The sequence below is a fragment of the Plantibacter auratus genome (assembly GCF_050587365.1).
Taxonomy (GTDB): domain Bacteria; phylum Actinomycetota; class Actinomycetes; order Actinomycetales; family Microbacteriaceae; genus Plantibacter; species Plantibacter auratus.
The window spans coordinates 150,087-169,734 of record NZ_JBOBFV010000001.1; the positions used below are offsets into that span (position 1 = coordinate 150,087).

The following is a 19,648-nucleotide window of genomic DNA, read 5'->3' on the forward strand; positions in this document are numbered from 1 at the left end:
GGCCATGATCACCACCATTGACCTCAGGGGAGTGCGGCCGAGTCGCACCGAGCTCCTGGACATGCTGCCCCGTCCCGTCGTCGACATCACCGCGGCAGCGCACGCCGCTCAGGCGTTGATCGACGACGTCCGAGCGGACGGTTCCGAGGCGCTCTCGGCGCAGGCAGACCGGTTCGACGGGGGACGCCCTGAGCGGATCCGCGTCCCACAGGCCGAGATCGACGCCGCCGTCACGGCACTCGAGCCGGCGGTGCGCGCCGCGCTCGTGGAGGCCATCGACCGGGTCCGGACCGCCACGAGAGCGCAGGTCCCGCCGGAGCGCACGACCGAGCTCGCCGACGGCGCGACCGTCGTGCAGCGCTGGGCCCCGGTCGGTCGCGTCGGCCTCTACGTCCCGGGCGGGAAGGCCGTCTACCCCTCGAGTGTCGTCATGAACGTCGTGCCGGCCCAGGAGGCCGGCGTCGGCTCCGTGGCGCTCGCTTCGCCCCCGCAGCGCGAGTTCGGCGGCCGGGTCCACCCGACGATCCTCGGCGCCGCCGGGCTGCTCGGGGTGACCGAGGTCTACGCCATGGGCGGCGCCGGAGCGATCGGTGCGTTCGCCTACGGAGTACCAGACCTCGCCCTCGACCCGGTCGACGTCGTGACCGGCCCGGGCAACATCTTCGTGGCGGCCGCCAAGCGCCTCGTGAAGGGGCAGGTGGGGATCGACGCCGAGGCCGGGACCACCGAGATCCTGGTCATCGCGGACGCCGGGGCCGATGCCCGGCTCGTCGCAGCCGACCTCGTGAGCCAGGCGGAACACGACGAGGCGGCGGCATCGCTGCTCGTCACCGACAGTGCGGCGCTCGCCACCGCGGTGGAGGAGTGGCTGCAGCGGTACGCCGCAGGCACACGTCACGGAGCGCGCGTCGTCGAGGCCCTGGGCGGGCCGCAGTCGGCGATCGTGCTCGTCGACGACCTCGAGGCGGCCGTGGCGTTCAGCAACGCGTACGGGCCGGAGCACCTCGAGGTGCAGACCCGCGACCCGGAGTCGCTCCTCGGCGCCATCACCAACGCCGGCGCGATCTTCCTCGGCGACCACACCCCGGTGAGCCTCGGAGACTACCTGGCCGGGTCGAACCACGTCCTCCCGACGGGCGGTCAGGCACGGTTCTCCTCGGGCCTCGGAGCGTTCACCTTCCTCCGGCCGCAGCAGGTCGTCCGGTACGACGAACCGGCGCTCCGTCAGGTCTCGGCCCACATCGTCGCTCTCTCAGGCTCGGAGGACCTGCCGGCGCACGGCGAGGCGGTGTCGGCCCGCTTCGGGCTCGTCGATGCCGAGATTCGTGCGGCGGACGACACCACCGCCCCCACCGCCCCCGAGGGAGCCCGCTGATGTACTGCCCGTTCTGCCGCCACCCGGATTCCCGTGTGATCGACTCGCGCACCAGCGACGACGGACTCGCCATCCGCCGACGCCGGCAGTGCCCCGAGTGCGGGAGGCGCTTCAGCACCATGGAGACCTCGAGTCTCGGCGTGATCAAACGTTCCGGCGTGGTGGAGCCCTTCAGCCGGGAGAAGGTTGTGAGCGGTGTCCGCAAGGCCTGCCAGGGCCGCCCGGTGACGGACTCCGACCTCGCCGTCCTGGCTCAGCGGGTGGAGGAGTCCATCCGCGCCACCGGCGCGTCGCAGATCGACGCGAACGACATCGGTCTGGCGATCCTCGCGCCGTTGCGTGAGTTGGACGAGGTCGCGTACCTCCGCTTCGCCAGTGTCTACCAGGCCTTCGAATCGCTCGACGACTTCGAGTCCGCGATCGCGCTGCTCCGCGTCGAGCACGCTTCCGGTGCCGCCCCCGTGCCGTCCGAGGAGCTCTGAGCCGTGTACCGCTTCCTCTTCGCCCAGGTGCTGTCCAAGCTCGATCCCGAACGCGCACACCACCTGGCCTTCGACGTCATCCGTTCGCTTCCCGCCACCGGCCTCGGCCCCGTCATCAGACGCTGGACGGCCCCGCGACTCGACCAGTCGGTGGAGACGCTGGGGCTGCGGTTCGAGACCCCGTTCGGTGTCGCCGCCGGCTTCGACAAGGACGGCAAGGGCGTCCTCGGCCTCGGACTCCTCGGGTTCGGCCATGTCGAGGTGGGCACGATCACGGCGATTCCGCAGCCGGGCAATCCCAAGCCCCGATTGTTCCGACTCATCGCCGATCGGGCGGTCGTCAACCGCATGGGCTTCAACAACGGGGGAGCCGACCAGGCCAGGCGTCGGCTCGAACGGACCGCGCGGGTGAGCCACCGACCCGTCCTCGGCGTGAACATCGGCAAGAGCCGTGTCGTGGACGTCGCCGACGCCACGGCCGACTACGTCCGGAGCGCGACGCTCCTCGCGCCCGTGGCCGACTACCTCGTCGTCAACGTCAGCTCGCCGAACACCCCGGGGCTCCGCGGCCTCCAGGAGCTCGACCAGCTCGCGCCGCTGCTCGAAGCCGTCCGTGCGGCCGCCGGATCCACGCCGTTGCTCGTCAAGATCGCGCCCGACCTCAGCGATGCGGAGGTCGACCGCATCGCAGAGCTGGTCGTGGAACTCGGCCTGGACGGTGTCATCGCGACGAACACGACCATCTCTCGCGACGGCCTGGCCACCGATCCCGCCATCGTCGAGGCGGCCGGAGCCGGTGGGCTGTCCGGTGCGCCGCTTGCGGCTCGCTCGCTCGACGTCCTGCGGCGCATCCGGGCGATCGTGCCCCCGGAGCTGTGCGTCATCTCGGTCGGAGGCGTCGACACTGCCGAAGACGTGCAGGAACGCTTGGACGCAGGAGCCACGCTGGTGCAGGGCTACACGGCGTTCCTCTACCGTGGGCCGCTCTGGGCGCGGCACATCAACCGCGGGCTCGACCGATTGGCCCGAACGGGCCGCTGATCGGCACAACGTGCCATCGACGACGAACGCCCGCCGGTCTGGGACCGGCGGGCGTTCGTGGTCCGAGGACTACTTGTTGGGGAACTGGCCTCGTTTGACCTGCGGCTTCGGCAGACGGAGCGGGCGCAGCTGCAGCGCGCGCATGGCGGCATACCAGCGCACGCCACGCTCGTCCTGCCCGAACTTCGCCCGCAGCGCCTTCCGGACGCGGAAGCCGAGGAAGAAGCAGTCGGCGATCGCGATGATGAAGAACACCCAGAGGGTGAGCATGCCGTAGACCTGGATCTCGGGCACCGGCATGAAGGTGAGGATGATCACGAGGAACATCACCGGGATCATGAACTCACCGATGTTGAACCGGGCGTCGACGTAGTCGCGGACGAACTTCTTCTGCGGGCCGCGCTCGCGTGCCGGGAGGAACTTGTCGTCGCCGGCGGCCATGCCGGCCTGCGCCCGCCGCCGTGCCTCGGCCTGCTGCGCCTTCGCCGCCTTCGAGGCCTCCTTGCGGTCGGAGGGGACGAGTGGACGCTTGTTCTGCGCCTCGCGTTCCGCCCGGGACGGGGTCGGTCGACCCTTCGCCTCTTTGGCGCCGCGGGCGAGGCGCTCAGCCGTCTGCGCTGCGGTCTCGACGATCGGCTCTGATGCCGGGGTGCTCTGCTGTTTGGCCACGATGGAACGTCCTTGATTCGGGGATTCCCTTAAGATTACTCGCATGACGACAGGTACCACGACGGAATCGACCCAAGACCCACGCAACGACCAGGAAGTCCTCGATCGGCTGCGCGAATCCGTCGCCGGTGCGTTGCCGTCGTCGATCGCCGATCTGTCGGCACTCGTCCGCATCCCCTCGGTGTCGTGGTCGGCGTTCGACGCGGCCGAGGTGGCGCGGAGTGCCGAAGCGGTCGCGGAGCTCGCCCGCGGTCTCGGCGTCTTCGACGAGGTCTCGGTGCGCCGGTCCGCCATCGACGGCGGAGCTGAGCTCGGACAGCCCGCCGTGCTGGCCCGCCGCGAACCACGGAACGGCCGACCGACCGTGCTCCTCTACGCGCACCACGACGTCCAGCCCCCCGGAAGCGACGACAAGTGGGACTCGCCGCCGTTCGAACCGACCGTCCGAGACGGCCGCATCTACGGACGGGGCGCGGCTGACGACAAGGCCGGCGTCATGTCCCACATCGCCGCGATCCGGGCCGTCACCGAGGTCCTCGGCTCCGATCTCGACCTCGGGATCGTGCTGTTCATCGAGGGGGAGGAGGAGTTCGGCTCGCGGTCCTTCGGCTCCTTCCTGGAGGAGCACCGCGACACCCTCGCGGCGGACGTGATCGTCGTCGCCGACAGCGACAACTGGGACGAGCGGACGCCGGCGCTGACGATCGGTCTGCGCGGCAACGTCACCTTCCGGCTGCGTGTGAAGACCCTCGACCACGCCTCCCACTCCGGGATGCTCGGTGGAGCGGTGCCGGACGCGATGCTGGCCACGGTCACCCTGCTCGCCACCCTGTGGGACGCCGACGGTTCGGTGGCGGTCGACGGACTCACTTCGCACGACGCCGTCACCCCGGAGTTCGACGAGGCGCAGCTCCGCGCCGAGTCCGGACTGTCCGAGGGGGTCTCGCCCATCGGACGCGGCTCCATCCTCAGCCGGATCTGGTCGCAGCCCGCGATCACCGTCACGGGCATCGACGCACCGTCGGTGGCCAACGCCTCGAACACGCTCATCCCGGAGGTGTCGGTGCGCATCAGTGCGCGGATCGCCCCCGGGCAGGATCCGGCCGAGGCCTACCGTGCACTCGAGGCCCACCTCCTCGCCAACAGCCCGTTCGGCGCGCAGCTGACGATCGACGAGGTCGACCAGGGGAGCCCGTTCCTCGTGGACACGAGTGGTTGGGCCGTCGCCGAGGCGAAGCGCGCCATGGCCGACGCCTGGGAGGTCGAGCCGGTGGAGACGGGTGTCGGCGGATCGATCCCGTTCATCGCCGACCTCGTCCGGGTCTTCCCGGACGCCCAGATCCTCGTCACCGGTGTCGAAGACCCGCACTCGCGCGCCCACAGCCCGAACGAGTCGCTGCACCTCGGCGTCTTCCAGAAGGCGATCCTCACGGAGGCGGTGCTGCTCGCCCGCCTGGCGGCCGCACCCCGTCCGTCCTCCGACGCGTAGACACGACGGACGCACCGCCGGAACCACGGGCTGCGTCCGGCGCGTCAGGCGGTAGAATCTCACACAGGCGTCGACCCGGCGCCGCCAGACCTCGCGAGGAGCATCATGAGCGACACCATCCTGACCGAGACCAAGATCGACGCGGCTCACGGCGTCGGCCTGTCCGACACGGCGGCGCAGAAGGTCAAGAGCCTCCTCGAGCAGGAGGGTCGCGACGACCTCCGTCTCCGCGTGGCTGTCCAGCCGGGTGGATGCTCGGGCCTCATCTACCAGCTGTACTTCGACGAGCGCATGCTCGACGGCGACGCCACGGTCGACTTCGACGGCGTCGAGGTCATCGTCGACAAGATGAGCGTCCCCTACCTCGACGGTGCCAAGATCGACTTCGAGGACACCATCCAGAAGCAGGGGTTCACCATCGACAACCCCAACGCCGAGGGCAGCTGCGCCTGCGGCGACAGCTTCCACTGAGCCAGATTCTTCCTGAAGGGGAAATTACCCGGTCCCGGGTGGTTTCCCCTTCGTCATTCCGGTCACGATCCCGCACCGCGGACGCGAATGGTCCGGCGTTCACCGCCCATCCCCACTAGACTGGGGGGCGATCCACAGGTGTGTATTCGAAAGGTTTCAGAGGTGCGCTCGACTCGTCGTCTCAGATGGGCTGCCATTCCGGTCGCAGCCACACTCGCCATAGTCCTGGCGGGTTGTACGCAGGCGGAACTGCATGGTTACCTGCCGGGATTCGTCGAGGGCGAATCTCCCGTCACGAACCACACGGACCGCATCGCGGGCCTGTGGGTGACGGCATGGCTGGTGCTGCTCGCAGTCGGTGTCATCACGTGGGGGCTCATCATCTGGGCCGTCATCGTGTACCGACGCCGCAAGGGGCAAACCGGTCTCCCGGTCCAGCTGCGGTACAACATGCCGATCGAGATCTTCTACACGATCGTCCCGCTCATCCTGGTCCTCGGCTTCTTCGCCTTCACGGCACGCGACCAGAACGCGATCGAGACCCAGTACGAGGATCCCGACGTGGCCATCGAGGTCTTCGCCAAGCAGTGGGCGTGGGACTTCGTGTACGACGAGGCCGTCAACGGTCAGGATGTCTGGACCGCGGGGGTGCAGGCCGATGAGAAGCCCGGTGGCGTCATCGACCAGGACGCACTCCCCACGCTCTACCTGCCCGTCGGCAAGACGGTGAAGATCGCGCTGCAGTCGCGCGACGTCATCCACTCCTTCTGGGTCATCGACTTCCTCTACAAGAAGGACATGATCCCGGGCAAGACGAACTACATGTCCTTCACCCCTGAGCGCGAGGGCACGTACGCCGGCAAGTGCGCCGAGCTCTGTGGCGAGTACCACTCGCTCATGCTCTTCAACGTGAAGGTCGTCTCGCAGGCCGAGTACGACAAGCACCTCGAAGACCTGGCCGAGTCGGGCAACATCGGCGACTACGGCACGGAATACGATCGCAACAGCAACCTCCCCGGCACCAAGGCGCCGGCAGGTCTCGAAGAGCACGGAGACGGGGAATGACCTCCACCACGCTTCCCGCAGGCCAGGCGAGCGTCGTCGGACGCACCTCGGTCGAGCGCAAGGGCAACATCCTGGTCAAGTGGATCACCTCCACCGACCACAAGACCATCGGGTACATGTACCTGATCGCCTCGTTCATCTTCTTCTGCCTCGGCGGCGTGATGGCGCTCATCATCCGAGCCCAGCTCTTCGAGCCCGGCGGCACGATCGTGGAGACGAAGGAGCAGTACAACCAGCTCTTCACGATGCACGGCACGATCATGCTCCTCATGTTCGCGACGCCGCTCTTCGCCGGGTTCGCGAACGCGCTCATGCCGCTGCAGATCGGCGCACCGGACGTCGCCTTCCCGCGTCTGAACGCCTTCGCGTTCTGGCTCTACGCCTTCGGTAGCCTCATCGCCGTCGGTGGCTTCCTCACCCCGCAGGGCGCCGCCGCCTTCGGCTGGTTCGCCTATGCGCCACTGTCGAGCACGACGTTCTCGCCAGGGCTCGGAGGCAATCTCTGGGTCCTCGGCCTGGCGCTCAGTGGCTTCGGCACCATCCTCGGTGGCGTCAACTTCATCACCACGATCATCACGATGCGCGCCCCCGGCATGACGATGTTCCGCATGCCGATCTTCACGTGGAACGTCCTCGTGACGTCCATCCTCGTCCTGATGGCGTTCCCGGTGCTCGCGGCGGCCCTCTTCGGTCTCGCAGCTGACCGCGTGTTCGACGCCCACATCTACGACGCGGCCAACGGCGGTGTCATCCTCTGGCAGCACCTGTTCTGGTTCTTCGGGCACCCCGAGGTCTACATCATCGCGCTGCCGTTCTTCGGCATCGTGTCCGAGATCTTCCCGGTGTTCAGCCGCAAGCCGATCTTCGGGTACAAGACCCTGATCTACGCGACGATCGCGATCGCGGCCCTCTCCGTGACGGTGTGGGCACACCACATGTACGTCACCGGATCGGTGCTCCTGCCGTTCTTCGCCCTCATGACGATGCTCATCGCGGTTCCGACCGGCGTGAAGATCTTCAACTGGCTGGGCACGATGTGGCGCGGCTCGGTCACCTTCGAGACCCCGATGCTCTGGTCCATCGGCTTCCTGATCACCTTCGTCTTCGGTGGACTCACCGGTGTCATCCTCGCTTCGCCGCCGCTCGACTTCCACGTCTCCGACTCCTACTTCGTCGTGGCGCACTTCCACTACGTCGTGTTCGGCACGGTCGTGTTCGCCATGTTCGCCGGCTTCTACTTCTGGTGGCCGAAGTGGACGGGCAAGATGCTCAACGAGAAGCTCGGCTACTGGCACTTCTGGCTGCTTTTCATCGGCTTCCACACGACGTTCCTCATCCAGCACTGGTTGGGCGTCATCGGGTTCCCGCGCCGCTACGCGACGTACTCGCCCGAGGACGGCTTCACCTGGATGAACCAGCTGTCGACCGTGGGCTCGTTCATCCTCGCCATCTCGCTGCTGCCCTTCTTCCTGAACGTGTACATCACGATCCGGAAGGCTCCTCGCGTCACCGAGGACGACCCGTGGGGTTACGGGGGATCGCTCGAGTGGGCGACCAGCTCGCCCCCGCCGCGTCACAACTTCGTCTCCATCCCGCGCATCCGCTCGGAGCGACCGGCCTTCGACCTCCACCACCCCGAGGTCGGTATCCCGGTCGGCGTCGGTCCCGCGAAGGACGCACCTGACGCACCCACGCTCGACATCGACGCCGGAAAGGTGAAGTAGCCGCCATGCGCGCCAATATCATCCTCTTCACGATCCTGACGGTGTTCTGCGCCCTCCTCTGCGCGGTCTACACGGTGTGGTCGCTCGTCGATCCGCTGCACGGTCGGGTCGAGTGGGTCGGCACGGTCACCCTGGCTCTCGCCGCGATCCTGAGCGCCTTCCTCGGCTTCTACCTCAGCCGGGTGCACAAGAGCCAGGGCGCCGAGCTCCCCGAGGACACGCTGACGGCGAACATCGACGACGGTGACCCGGAGATCGGGCACTTCAGCCCGTGGAGCTGGTGGCCCATCATCCTCGCCGGTGCGTGCGGTCTGCTCGTGCTCGGTCTGGCGGTCGGGTTCTGGATCGCGATCATCGGCATCCCGCTGGTCGTCATCGCGGTCGTCGGTTGGAACTACGAGTACTACCGCGGATACTTCGCACGCTGATGGTCGCCTCGTTCAGCATCCGTCGTGGTCAGCCCGACGACCGTTCAGCCGTCTTCGCGCTGGCCGGCCAGCTGATCACGGGGTCCATCCCGCCTGCCGCGGACGACTTCATGGCCGCATACAACAACGTCATGCGCCCTCGTGAAGACGAGACCAACGTGCTGTACGTCGCGGTCGACGAAGCGAACCGCGTCGTCGGTTACACCCTGATGACGGTGTCCCGGCTACTGCACGCTGCCGGCCTCACCGCCCACCTGCAGGAGCTCGTCGTCGACGAGACGGCCCGCGGCGCCGGCATCGGTTCGGCCCTGGTCGAGGCGAACGAGCACTATGCCGTCGAACGCGGTGCGCGCCAGCTGACGATGTCAACCTCTCGAGCCGGCGACTTCTACCGTCGTCTCGGCTACAACGTGACGGCGGAGTTCTACAAGAAGATCCTCCCGCTGGGCTGATCCCCGAAGAGTCATCGAAGAGCCCCCGAGCCAAGCTCGGGGGCTCTTTCGTGTTCTGGTGCTCGCCTGGACGTGGAGAACGAGCAGCCGGCATTGGTGCGCGCACCCGCCCCGAAGGTCGTGATCGTCACCCATCCGTCCGGCGAGGCTGCTCCCGGTGGGCAGCCGTACTGGTGACGCCTCCTCATGCCTGATAGACCGGGGGAGCGCCCGCCGATCCCTGAGGCTGTCGAGGGGCAGACGCCGCCCGCAGAGGATTCAGGGTGCGTATCACAGAGACCTGGCGCAGAGGGGGAACCTGGCCCCGAGCCTGTCCGGGGCACACGCCCCTGCAAAGGACTCAGGGCGCGTACGAGGAGACCTGGCGCAGGCATTCCGGTCCCTGAGCCCGTCGGAGGGCAGCAGCGGGCCGGTGTCTCCTCGGTGCGGCCCGAACACCCTGGGTCGGGAAACGTCTGAGCCCGGGGCCGGCCGATCGGCTCGCATTGTCTGCTGTCGCAGGAATGCCGGTGAACCGCGGTGAGCGAACGTGGATCCCTGAGGGTGTCGAAGAAGGGCTCACCTCATCCGCAGCGGCCTTCGGCGCCAGGAGAACGGGGGAGCGGGACTGTACGGACGTCCCCGCTGTCGCACGCGTCTTGCCGCGGCGCAGATCGGCGAGCCATGTGCCCTCAACGTCGAAAGCCCCGCAGTCCGTGAGGACTGCGGGGCCTTCCAAGAGGATCCGCCTAGTGGTGGTCGCCGTGGGAACGTTCGATCTCCGTGTTCGTGACCGGAGCGATCCGATCCTCGAAGAACCAGCGGGACATCGCGGCGCGAGCCTTCTGGACACCGGTGATCTTGCCCTTGGCGTTCGGACGGATCATCAACGGCTTGTGGTCGTCGTAGCTCGCGAGGCGCCAGCGCTCGTACTCGTCGACGGGCTCGTGGACCTCGATGAACTCGCCACCGGGGAGGCGGACGATGCGCCCGGTCTCGTAGCCGTGGAGGAGGATCTCGCGGTCCTTCTTCTGCAGCGCCAGGCAGGTGCGCTTGGCGATGAAGTAGGCGATGAACGGTCCGAGGATGAGGATCGCCTGCAGCGTGTGGATCACGCCCTCCATCGTCACCTTGAAGTGGGTGGCGATGATGTCCGAACTCGCAGCAGCCCAGAGGGCGGCGTAGAAGGTGACACCGGCAGCACCGATGGCGGTGCGGGTCGGCGCGTTGCGCGGACGGTCGAGGATGTGGTGCTCGCGCTTGTCACCCGTGATCCACGCCTCGACGAACGGGTAGATGAACACCGTGACGATGAACAGACCCAGGACGAGGACGGGAAGGATGATGTTGAACGAGAACGTGTGATCCCAGAGGACGAACTCGAGGTGCGGCGGAACCAGTCGGAGCGCGCCGTCGGCGAACCCGATGTACCAGTCAGGCTGCGTACCCGCCGAGACCGGGGAGGGGTCGTACGGTCCGTAGTTCCAGATCGGGTTGATCGTGAACAGCGAGGCGATGAGCATCACGACACCGAAGACGATGAAGAAGAAGCCACCGGCCTTCGCCGCGTAGACGGGGAGGACGGGGAATCCGACCACGTTCTGCTCGGTGCGACCGGCGCCCGGGAACTGCGTGTGCTTGTGCACGACGACGAACACCAGGTGCAGGGCGATGAAGAGCAGCACCAGCGCCGGCAGGAGCAGGATGTGGAGCGTGTAGAGGCGGCCGACGATGTCGGTGCCCGGGAACTCCCCGCCGAAGAGCAGGAAGGTCGTCCACGTGCCGATGATGGGCAGACCCTTGACCATGCCGTCGATGATCCGCAGACCGTTACCGGAGAGCAGGTCGTCGGGCAGCGAGTACCCGGTGAAGCCCTCGGCCATGGCCAGGATGAACAGGACGAAACCGATCACCCAGTTCAGCTCACGCGGCTTGCGGAACGCACCGGTGAAGAAGATGCGCAGCATGTGGAGGCCGATGGACGCCACGAACAGGAGGGCCGCCCAGTGGTGCACCTGACGCATCAGGAGGCCGCCGCGGATGTCGAAGGAGATGTCGAGCGTCGACGCCATGGCGACGGACATCTCGATGTTCTTCAGCGGGACGAAGGACCCGTCGTAGTGGACCTCCGCCATCGATGCCTGGAAGAAGAAGGTGAGGAAGGAGCCCGACAGCAGGATGATGACGAAGCTGTAGAGCGCCACCTCGCCGAGGAGGAACGACCAGTGGTCGGGGAAGATCTTGCGGCCGAACTCCTTGACGGCGACCGAGATGGACGTCCGCTCTTCGAGGTAGTTCGCTGCGGCGCCGGTGAATCCACCGGAGCTCTTCGCCGGAGCGGCCTTGGCCTGCTCAGGGGCGCGTGTTGCGGTCGAGGTGCTCAATGACGCTCCCAGAAGCTCGGGCCGACAGGTTCGTGGAAGTCGCTCCGCGCGACGAGGTAGCCCTCGTCGTCGACGGTGATCGGCAGCTGCGGAAGCGGCCGGGCGGCCGGTCCGAAGATGACCGCGCAGTGGTTCGTGACATCGAACTGCGACTGGTGGCAGGGGCAGAGGAGGTGGTGCGTCTGCTGCTCGTAGAGCGCGACCGGGCAACCGACGTGCGTGCACACCTTGGAGTAGGCGACGATGCCGTCGTAGGACCAGTCCTTCTTGGACTCCTCCTCGACGAGGTCTTCGGGCTTCAGTCGCATGAGCAGCACGATCGCCTTCGCCTTCTCGTTGAGGACGTGATCGGCCTCGTGGAGGTTCTCGGGGATCACGTGGAACGCACTGCCGAGGGTCACGTCGGACGCCTTGATTGGCGTACCGGAAGGGTCACGGGCGAGGCGCGTGCCTTCCTTCCACATCGTGTGCTGCATGAGCTCGACGGGGTCTTCGTCGTACGGCGCGAGACCGCGGAACAGCGCGATGCCCGGGAGCGGGAAGACGATGAGGGAGCCGATGAGGCTGTTGCGGATGAGCGCGCGTCGTCCGATGCCGGACTCGACGTTCGCCTGGTGCATGATCTCCACCGCGCGATCGCGGCTGGCCTGGTTGCCGCCGACCTTGTGACGGTAGTCGATGCCCTCTTCGTCGTGCATGAGGGCCTTGCCCCAGTGCACGGCGCCGATACCGATCGCGAGCAGGGCCAACGCCATGCCGAGACCGATGAACAGGTTGTTCAGGCGGACCGAGGCGATGTCCTCGGGCTCGATCGGGAACGCCATGTAGGCGGCGACCGCCCAGACGCTGCCGGCGATCGACAGGTAGAAGAGGGTGTAGACGGCGCGCTCGGCCCGCTTGTCCTTCTTGGGGTCGAGGTCCGTGACGCGCTTCCGGTGCGGAGGCAGGCCGGGGTCGACGACGGCGTCGCGGGAGATGACCCCGGTACCGGTCGCGACCTGCAGCTCCTGCCCGTGGGCGGACGGATCGGCAGACGAGTCGGCGGCTGGGTGACCCGAGCCGCTCGAGTTGTCGTGAGCCATGGTGCTCCTTCTTACGTGTTGTCGATCCGCGTCGGTCAGTTCGACTTCGCGGTGATCCAGACGGTGAGGGCCACGATCGAGCCGAGGCCGAAGATCCAGAGGAACAGGCCCTCGGAGACGGGGCCGAGCGAGCCGAGGTCGTTGCCGCCCGGTGACGGGTTCTTCTCCATGAACTTGAGCGCGGTGATGATGTCGCGCTTGTCCTCGGGGGAGAGGTTCATGTCGTTGAAGACGGGCATGTTCTGCGGGCCGGTGATCATGGCCTCGTAGATGTGGGCGGCGCTGACGCCGACGAGCGAGGGAGCGTACTTGCCCTCGGTCAGGGCGCCACCGGCGGCTGCGACGTTGTGGCACATCGCGCAGTTGATGCGGAAGAGCTGTGCGCCGTTGGAGGCGTCGCCCTCACCGTCGAGGTACTGCTCCTCGGGGATCTCCGGGCCGGGTGCGACCGAGGCGACGTAGGCCGCGAGGGAGGAGATCTGCTCCTCGGTGAACTGCACGGGCTTCTCCGGGGCCTGCGGGCCCTGGTTCTGCAGCGGCATCCGGCCGGTGCCGACCTGGAAGTCGACGGCGGCGGCACCGACGCCGAGGAGGCTCGGTCCGGCGGTCGTGCCCTGCATGTCGAGGCCGTGGCAGGTGGCGCAGTTCGCGGAGAAGAGCTTCTCGCCCTCGTCGACGGAGGCCTGCGACTTGGCGGCGGCTACGGGCTCTGCGCTGGCCGTGCTGACGCTGACGGCTGCGTAGGCGCCACCGGTCACGAGGAGGCCGATCGCGAGCAGCGCCGCCGAGGCGAACGGGCTGCGGCGGCCGCTCTTGCGCGTGGCGCGGGCGGCCTTCTTGGACGCCTTGGTGGTCGTCGTCTGGGTGGGGTCAGTCTTCATGGAGTCAGTCATTCCGGGTCAGCGCAGGATGTAGATGACGAAGTAGAGGCCGATCCACACGACGTCGACGAAGTGCCAGTAGTACGAGACGACGATGGCGCTCGTCGCCTCCTTGTGGCCGAATCGTTTGACGGCATAGGCACGGCCGATCACGAGGAGGAAGGCGATGAGGCCGCCGGTCACGTGCAGGCCGTGGAAGCCGGTCGTGAGGTAGAACGCCGAGCCGTACGCGTTCGAGCTGAGGGAGATACCCTCGCTGACGAGCGTCGCGTACTCGAGGATCTGGCCGGAGACGAACACGGCGCCCAGGGCGTAGGTGAGGAAGAACCACTCGACCATGCCCCACTTGCGCGGGCTCCAGCCCGTCATGCGGGGCTGCATGCGCTCCGCTGCGAAGACGCCGAACTGGCACGTGAACGACGAGGACACGAGGATGATCGTGTTGATCGTCGAGTACGGGACGTTCAGGCGACCGGCCTCGGCCGCCCACAGCTCGGGAGCCATCGATCGCAGCGTGAAGTAGATCGCGAAGAGGCCGGCGAAGAACATGACCTCGCTGCCCAGCCAGACGATCGTTCCAACCGCGACCGTGTTCGGTCGGTTGATCCGGGGCGCGCTCGGCGCAAGGTTGATTGAGGTGCTCGTCACCCCTCCATTATGGCCGAAAGCCGGAGCGGTTTTTCGCATTTCGGGGGCGGCGAGCACGCTCGGTTCAGTAAGGCTAGCCTTATTTCCTGACCGGAATCTTCGGTTCTGCTGCGGGATTCATGTGATCTTCGGCTCCACAGGCCGCTCGAGGCGTCGGCGAGTCGCGCTTGTAAGATCGTCGACATGCCTCTCACGACCTGGCCGACGCTCATCGGCGACCTGCTCGCCGGAACCGATCTCAGTGTGTCGGAGTCGACGTGGGCCATGGAGCGGATCATGACCGGCCAGGTGACGGACGCCCAGCTCGCCGGCTTCCTCATCGCGTTGCGCCGTAAGGGGGAGACGGTCGACGAGATCGTCGGGTTCCGCGACGCGATCCTCGACCACGCGAAGCCGCTCGTCGCCCCGTCCCGGGCCCTCGACATCGTCGGCACCGGCGGCGACCGCTTCGGCACGGTCAACATCTCGACGACCGCCTCCATCGTCGCCGCGGCGACGGGCATCCCCGTCATCAAGCACGGCAACCGTGCGGCGAGTTCCGCCTCGGGATCGAGCGACGTGCTCTCGGCGCTGGGCGTCGACCTCGCCCTGCCGACGGACCTGGTGGGGGAGGTGCTGGCGTCGACGGGCATCACCTTCGCGTACGCGGCGGCGTTCCACCCCGGTTTCGGCCACGCTGGACCGGTCCGTGCGGAACTCGGCGTGCCGACGGTCTTCAACTTCCTGGGCCCGCTCGTCAACCCGGCCCGGCCGGAGGCTTCGGCGGTCGGCGTCGCGCACGCCGACCGCATCCCGCTGTTCGTGGGCGTCTTCCAGACGCGCGGAGCGACCGCCCTCGTCTTCCGGGGCGACGACGGACTCGACGAACTGACGACGACAGGGCACAGCCACCTCTGGGAGGTCACCCGCGGAGCCGTCACCGAGCACGACCTGGATCCCCGGGAGCTCGGCATCCGCCGTGCGTCGATCGACGATCTCATCGGCGGTGACGCCCAGCACAATGCCGGTGTCGTGCGCGCCACGCTCGCCGGCGAGGAGGGTCCGGTCCGCGACATCGTCCTGCTGAACGCCGCGGCCGGGATCGTGGCGTTCGAACTGTCGGAGGATCCGACGCAGGCCCAGCGGCCGATCCTCGAGCGGTTCGCCGCCGCACTCGTGTCCGCCGCGGCCGTCATCGACTCGGGTGCGGCGACCGCGACCCTCGACGCCTGGGTGGACGCCACCCGCACGCTCGGCTCGCGCTGATCCGCGCCGTGGCCGGGTCTTCCGGCCCTACCGGCGGTGGGCCGCAGCGCGTAGGTTGAGACCCGATGCCGGCATACCCGGTCGGCGGACCCGAACCGATCTTGCAGGAGGATTCAATGAAGAAGCTCATCAATGATCCCAAAGACGTCGTCGTCGAGGCGGTGGCCGGATTCGGCGCCGCGCACTCCGACCTCGTCACCGTGTCGCTCGACCCGGTGTTCATCGCCCGAGCCGATGCCCCGGTCGCCGGGAAGGTGGGGATCGTGAGCGGCGGCGGCAGCGGGCACGAGCCCCTCCACGGCGGGTTCGTCGGATTCGGGATGCTCGACGCCGCCGTACCCGGCCCGGTGTTCACCTCGCCCACTCCGGACCCCATCCTCGCCGCCACGAAGGCGGTGGACGGTGGTGCCGGCGTCCTGCACATCGTCAAGAACTACACGGGTGACGTCCTCAACTTCGAGACCGCGGCCGACCTCGCGCTGGCCGATGGCATCGAGGTGCGCTCGGTCATCGTCGACGACGACGTCGCGGTGAAGGACTCGCTCTACACGGCGGGGCGACGGGGTGTCGCCGGCACCGTCCTCGTGGAGAAGTTCGCCGGGGCACGTGCCGAGGCCGGGGGAGGACTCGACGAGGTCGCCGACCTCGCGACGAAGGTCAACGAGCGCACCCGAACGATGGGCGTGGCACTCACACCGTGCGTCGTCCCGCACGCGGGCGAGCCGAGTTTCACCCTGGCCGACGACGAGATCGAGATCGGCATCGGGATCCACGGTGAGCCCGGCCGTGAACGCATCCCGCTGGAGCCCGCCGACCGGATCGTCGACCGGCTGCTCGCCGCCATCCTCGAGGACCTTCCGTACGCGCCGGGCGAGCGGGCCCTCGTCCTCGTGAACGGGATGGGCGGGACGCCGCAGGTGGAGCTCTTCATCGTCTTCCGCCGCGTGGCCGAGGCGCTCGCGGAGCGCGGGATCGAGGTGGCACGGTCGCTCGTGGGGAACTACACGACCAGCCTCGAGATGCAGGGTGTGTCGATCACCCTCCTGAAACTCGACGACGAACTGATCGAATTGTGGGACGCCCCGGTGCAGACCGCGGCGCTCCGGTGGGGACGGTAGACGGATGGGATTGAACGGAGCCTGGGCGATCGCCTGGATGCGGGGGAGTGCGGCGGTCGTCGCAGAGCATCGGGTGGAGCTGATCACGCTCGACCGCGACATCGGGGACGGCGACCATGGCGAGAACCTCGACCGCGGGTTCTCCGCGATCCTGCCGAAGCTCGACGAGCAGCCTGCTGATGCGACGCCCGCCGACATCCTCAAGCTCGCCGCGACGACGCTCATCTCGACCGTCGGAGGCGCGAGCGGCCCGCTGTACGGCACTGCGCTGCTCAAGGCGTCGATCGCCGTGGCCGGCAAGGAGGACCTCGACGCCGATGCCGTCGTCGCCCTGCTGACGGCGGCACGCGACGGGATCGTGCTCCGTGGCAAGGCCGAGGTCGGCGACAAGACCATGATCGACGCGTGGACACCCGCCGTGGACGCTGCCTCAGCGGCGGCGGCAGCGGGGGATTCGCCCGCACGGGTGCTGGCCGCAGCCGCGGACGCCGCGTGGGGTGGCGCCGCCGCGACCGAACCGCTCGTCGCCCGCAAGGGGCGCGCCAGCTACCTCGGAGAACGGGCCATCGGGCACCGCGACCCTGGGGCGCAGTCCACCTCCTATCTCCTGCAAGCGGCGGCTGCCGCCGCTGGGGAGGGTGCTGCATGAGCAAGGGAGCCGTCGGCCTCGTCTTCGTCTCGCACAGCGCGCTGATCGCGGAGGGGCTCATCGCCTTGGCGCGGCAGATGGCGCCCGACGCGGCCCTCGCCGCAGCCGGCGGTACCGATGAGGGAGGGATCGGCACGAGCTTCGAGCTGGTGTCCGCCGGGATCGCCTCCGTGGACTCCGGGGCCGGGGTGGTGGTGCTGTGCGATCTGGGATCGGCGATCCTCACCGCTGAGACGGCACTCGACTTCCTCGACGACGACGTCCGGGGCCGGATACGCATCGTCGACGCCCCGCTCGTCGAAGGCGGGGTCGCCGCAGCCGTGGCCGCGCAGACCGGCGCGTCGCTCGACGAGGTCGTGGCCGCCGCGCGGTCCGCAGCCGGTGGTGGCCCTGCCCAGCACGGCGCCGACGAGGCGACTCAGGCGGGTGGGTCCGACGACCCGACAGCGCCCCACGCCGCAGCCTCCGTGACCCTGCGGAACAAGGACGGGCTCCACGCTCGACCCGCTGCGGAGTTCGTGAGGCTGGCGAGCACGTTCGCGGCCAAGGTGGTCGTGAACGGGAAGGACGCCAAGAGCCTGCTCGGGATCATGTCACTGGGCCTCGTCAAGGGGGCGGTCGTGGAGCTGCAGGCGGACGGTCCAGACGCGGAGGATGCCATCGGGGCACTGGCGTCGCTCATCGAATCCGGCTTCGGAGAGGTCTGACGGGTCGAGCTCGGGGCGGAAGCAGGTCGGCGCCCCGTGCGCAACGGGGTGGTCGACGCTGCCGGTCGGCGTAGCATGACCCGCATGAACGAGCAGACGAAGACGTCGGACACCGAAGACCGCCAGTGCACGGTCTGTGGCCATCCGCTCGCCGAGCACACCTTCGACCGTTCCTCCGGGCACGATCACTTCATGACCTGCCCGACGGGGGAGCGGCTTCCGGACCCGGCGCAGTCCGCCGTCCCGGTCAACGAGTTCGGGATGCCGCTCTGGGACCAGGACCCCGATCGACCTGCTCCGTCGGCCTGACGACCCCGGTGGCCTACGCCGTCATCCGAGGAGGAGCAACGACCGGACGGCGACGCTGACACCCGTCGTGCTCGATGCCGGCGTCTCGTGCAGTGCGCTGCCGTCGACGAGCCAGCGCACCCATCGGACGAGCTGCTCCGGCGTGGCGTCGGAGCGGGCAGCGCTGGTGCGAACCGCCTCGGTGATGTGGTCGAGGAGGAACCGGTCCACCATGTCCCGCTCGACCTCGAGGACGGCCGCTACGGCGTGGAGATGCGCCATCCCTTGGACCGCGCGAGCGAAACCGACCGTCTGGTCGGCGGCCCGTTGGCGGTCGAGTGCGCCGAGATAGGTGGTCAACGCAGGGCGCCCAGGCCCGGCTCGCGTGGCGAGGTGCAGTTGCTCCTCGGTCCAGGCGGCGCTCACCCGCAGCAGCGTGACCAGAATGTCGAGCTTGGTGGGGAAGTAGTGGAACAGGGTCCCCGAGGAGATGTCCGCCGCCCGGCAGATGTCCGCCGTCGAGGTGGTCTCATACCCCTCGGTGGCGAAGCAGCGGTAGGCCGCACCGAGGATCGCGGTCTGGCGCGCGGTGAACCGCTGTGGGTCGACGACTCTCGGCATGACTGCTCCCGCATTCCTAGAGCACTCACTCTAGAGCACGCACTCTGTCAATTCGGTGCAGGTCGGAGCTGACTTCCTCGCCGAGCGAGCATGTCGCGCAGCTCCAGCGCAAGGCGGTGCTCGCCTCGCGGTCGGACGCTCGACAGTGAGGTCGCCGCTGCGCCCGCCGATGATGATCAACCCCTGGTTGGCAGTCGCCGACGCACACGCGTCCGTACCGTCGATGGCACGAGGCAACCGCTACGAGCAGGAGGAAGACACCATGACGATCGACGTGGAGGGGCTGACCAAGACCTACCGAGGCACGTACGCGGTGCGCGATGTGAGTTTCAGTGTCCAATCGGGCAAGGTCACCGGGTTCCTGGGGCCGAACGGCGCCGGCAAGTCCACGACGATGCGTTCGATCGTCGGGCTCGACCGTCCCACCGCTGGTCGTGCACGTATCGATGGCTCTGAGTACCCGGCGTCGGCCGCGCCGCTGCGCGAGGTCGGTGCACTGCTGGACGCGAGGTCGGACGGTCGTGTCCGCGTTCGCACGCTCCACGCTCCTGCGCTCACTCGCTAGATCACCTCACCGGGGGCGACCGTCGCGTCGAGCGAGCCGGGCGTGCTGGAGGTGGAGGGCCTCTCCGCCTCGAACGGCCGCCTCGGGGTTCGGACGGCGCTCAGCGGAGTCGCAGGAGGGGGCAGCTAACCCGAACGAGACCGCATCGCCCGTCACCAGCCATTCTCATCACTGCAGGACTTCCGCGATGGCGTCTGGTAAGGAGTGAGCGCAGTTCGTCTACAACTACGCGAAGCATGAGGTCTCCGGTAGCGACGCTGACACCGACGATCGAGCATTACTACG

Annotated in this window: 21 protein-coding genes; 15 read left to right on the forward strand and 6 right to left on the reverse strand. The window is 68.1% G+C overall.

Going from position 1 to position 19,648, the window contains the following annotated elements; genetic code table 11:
- Positions 1 to 4: 4 nt before the first annotated feature.
- The 3 genes from hisD to ACQ3HE_RS00720 are packed head-to-tail and all read left to right on the forward strand — an operon-like array spanning position 5 to position 2,898.
- Entirely contained in the window at positions 5 to 1,375 is a 1,371-nt protein-coding gene (hisD, locus tag ACQ3HE_RS00710; RefSeq protein ID WP_430890891.1) for a histidinol dehydrogenase, read from the forward strand.
- The gene (gene nrdR, locus ACQ3HE_RS00715; RefSeq protein WP_064296987.1) at positions 1,375 to 1,857 is read left to right on the forward strand and encodes a transcriptional regulator NrdR; all 483 of its coding nucleotides are present in this window, start codon (positions 1,375 to 1,377) and stop codon (positions 1,855 to 1,857) included. Before hisD ends, nrdR begins: the two co-directional genes overlap by 1 nt.
- Before the next feature lie 3 nt (positions 1,858 to 1,860).
- On the forward strand, positions 1,861 to 2,898 hold the full coding sequence (locus tag ACQ3HE_RS00720) for a quinone-dependent dihydroorotate dehydrogenase (protein ID WP_430890893.1): 1,038 nt from the start codon (positions 1,861 to 1,863) through the stop codon (positions 2,896 to 2,898).
- A 69-nt stretch (positions 2,899 to 2,967) separates the two neighbouring features.
- Here the strand turns inward: ACQ3HE_RS00720 and ACQ3HE_RS00725 are convergent, their stop codons facing one another.
- Positions 2,968 to 3,567, reverse strand: a complete 600-nt coding sequence (locus tag ACQ3HE_RS00725) for a DUF3043 domain-containing protein (protein WP_064296985.1) — start codon at positions 3,565 to 3,567, stop codon at positions 2,968 to 2,970.
- Positions 3,568 to 3,610: 43 nt separating this feature from the next.
- Between ACQ3HE_RS00725 and ACQ3HE_RS00730 the strand changes: the two genes are divergently transcribed.
- The 6 genes from ACQ3HE_RS00730 to ACQ3HE_RS00755 all read left to right on the forward strand — a co-directional run bounded on the left by ACQ3HE_RS00730 (position 3,611) and on the right by ACQ3HE_RS00755 (position 9,196).
- Positions 3,611 to 5,056: a dipeptidase gene (locus tag ACQ3HE_RS00730; protein ID WP_079706004.1), complete on the forward strand. Its 1,446-nt coding sequence runs from the start codon at positions 3,611 to 3,613 to the stop codon at positions 5,054 to 5,056.
- A gap of 105 nt (positions 5,057 to 5,161) precedes the next feature.
- Positions 5,162 to 5,527 (forward strand): iron-sulfur cluster insertion protein ErpA, encoded by a 366-nt coding sequence (gene erpA / locus ACQ3HE_RS00735; RefSeq protein WP_064296983.1) that lies wholly within the window; start codon positions 5,162 to 5,164, stop codon positions 5,525 to 5,527.
- Between the two features lie 162 nt (positions 5,528 to 5,689).
- A complete protein-coding gene (ctaC, locus tag ACQ3HE_RS00740) occupies positions 5,690 to 6,592 on the forward strand; it encodes an aa3-type cytochrome oxidase subunit II (protein WP_079706003.1) in 903 nt (300 codons plus the stop codon).
- Positions 6,589 to 8,316 (forward strand): aa3-type cytochrome oxidase subunit I, encoded by a 1,728-nt coding sequence (gene ctaD, locus ACQ3HE_RS00745; RefSeq protein ID WP_064296981.1) that lies wholly within the window; start codon positions 6,589 to 6,591, stop codon positions 8,314 to 8,316. Before ctaC ends, ctaD begins: the two co-directional genes overlap by 4 nt.
- A 5-nt stretch (positions 8,317 to 8,321) precedes the next feature.
- On the forward strand, positions 8,322 to 8,744 hold the full coding sequence (locus ACQ3HE_RS00750; RefSeq protein ID WP_064296980.1) for a cytochrome c oxidase subunit 4: 423 nt from the start codon (positions 8,322 to 8,324) through the stop codon (positions 8,742 to 8,744).
- Positions 8,744 to 9,196: a GNAT family N-acetyltransferase gene (locus ACQ3HE_RS00755; RefSeq protein ID WP_064296979.1), complete on the forward strand. Its 453-nt coding sequence runs from the start codon at positions 8,744 to 8,746 to the stop codon at positions 9,194 to 9,196. Before ACQ3HE_RS00750 ends, ACQ3HE_RS00755 begins: the two co-directional genes overlap by 1 nt.
- Positions 9,197 to 9,924: 728 nt before the next feature.
- Here ACQ3HE_RS00755 and qcrB read toward each other — a convergent pair.
- Genes qcrB through ctaE form a run of 4 tightly spaced genes read right to left on the reverse strand, consistent with a single transcriptional unit; the run spans position 9,925 to position 14,170 of the window.
- The gene (gene qcrB, locus ACQ3HE_RS00760) at positions 9,925 to 11,559 is read right to left on the reverse strand and encodes a cytochrome bc1 complex cytochrome b subunit (protein ID WP_064296978.1); all 1,635 of its coding nucleotides are present in this window, start codon (positions 11,557 to 11,559) and stop codon (positions 9,925 to 9,927) included.
- Complete coding sequence (qcrA, locus tag ACQ3HE_RS00765) at positions 11,556 to 12,641, reverse strand: cytochrome bc1 complex Rieske iron-sulfur subunit (protein WP_085510950.1); 1,086 nt, start codon at positions 12,639 to 12,641, stop codon at positions 11,556 to 11,558. The genes qcrB and qcrA overlap by 4 nt, the downstream gene beginning before the upstream one ends.
- Before the next feature lie 35 nt (positions 12,642 to 12,676).
- Complete coding sequence (qcrC, locus tag ACQ3HE_RS00770; protein ID WP_064296976.1) at positions 12,677 to 13,522, reverse strand: cytochrome bc1 complex diheme cytochrome c subunit; 846 nt, start codon at positions 13,520 to 13,522, stop codon at positions 12,677 to 12,679.
- 18 nt (positions 13,523 to 13,540) lie between these two features.
- Entirely contained in the window at positions 13,541 to 14,170 is a 630-nt protein-coding gene (gene ctaE, locus ACQ3HE_RS00775) for an aa3-type cytochrome oxidase subunit III (RefSeq protein ID WP_428844491.1), read from the reverse strand.
- A 183-nt stretch (positions 14,171 to 14,353) separates the two neighbouring features.
- On the opposite strand from ctaE, the gene trpD reads away from it, so the two are divergent.
- The 5 genes from trpD to ACQ3HE_RS00800 all read left to right on the forward strand — a co-directional run bounded on the left by trpD (position 14,354) and on the right by ACQ3HE_RS00800 (position 18,198).
- Positions 14,354 to 15,415 (forward strand): anthranilate phosphoribosyltransferase, encoded by a 1,062-nt coding sequence (gene trpD / locus ACQ3HE_RS00780; protein WP_124769392.1) that lies wholly within the window; start codon positions 14,354 to 14,356, stop codon positions 15,413 to 15,415.
- 116 nt (positions 15,416 to 15,531) lie between these two features.
- Positions 15,532 to 16,533, forward strand: coding sequence for a dihydroxyacetone kinase subunit DhaK (gene dhaK, locus ACQ3HE_RS00785; RefSeq protein WP_430890895.1), 1,002 nt, complete (start codon positions 15,532 to 15,534; stop codon positions 16,531 to 16,533).
- Between the two features lie 4 nt (positions 16,534 to 16,537).
- The gene (gene dhaL / locus ACQ3HE_RS00790) at positions 16,538 to 17,182 is read left to right on the forward strand and encodes a dihydroxyacetone kinase subunit DhaL (RefSeq protein WP_430890897.1); all 645 of its coding nucleotides are present in this window, start codon (positions 16,538 to 16,540) and stop codon (positions 17,180 to 17,182) included.
- The gene (gene dhaM, locus ACQ3HE_RS00795; protein ID WP_430890899.1) at positions 17,179 to 17,889 is read left to right on the forward strand and encodes a dihydroxyacetone kinase phosphoryl donor subunit DhaM; all 711 of its coding nucleotides are present in this window, start codon (positions 17,179 to 17,181) and stop codon (positions 17,887 to 17,889) included. The genes dhaL and dhaM overlap by 4 nt, the downstream gene beginning before the upstream one ends.
- Positions 17,890 to 17,973: 84 nt before the next feature.
- On the forward strand, positions 17,974 to 18,198 hold the full coding sequence (locus tag ACQ3HE_RS00800; protein ID WP_133059937.1) for a hypothetical protein: 225 nt from the start codon (positions 17,974 to 17,976) through the stop codon (positions 18,196 to 18,198).
- Between the two features lie 21 nt (positions 18,199 to 18,219).
- Here ACQ3HE_RS00800 and ACQ3HE_RS00805 read toward each other — a convergent pair whose 3' ends face one another.
- Complete coding sequence (locus ACQ3HE_RS00805) at positions 18,220 to 18,798, reverse strand: TetR/AcrR family transcriptional regulator (protein WP_430890900.1); 579 nt, start codon at positions 18,796 to 18,798, stop codon at positions 18,220 to 18,222.
- 262 nt (positions 18,799 to 19,060) lie between these two features.
- Here ACQ3HE_RS00805 and ACQ3HE_RS00810 point away from each other — a divergent pair, with 262 nt between their 5' ends.
- A complete protein-coding gene (locus ACQ3HE_RS00810; RefSeq protein WP_430890902.1) occupies positions 19,061 to 19,363 on the forward strand; it encodes an ATP-binding cassette domain-containing protein in 303 nt (100 codons plus the stop codon).
- Positions 19,364 to 19,648: the final 285 nt, after the last annotated feature.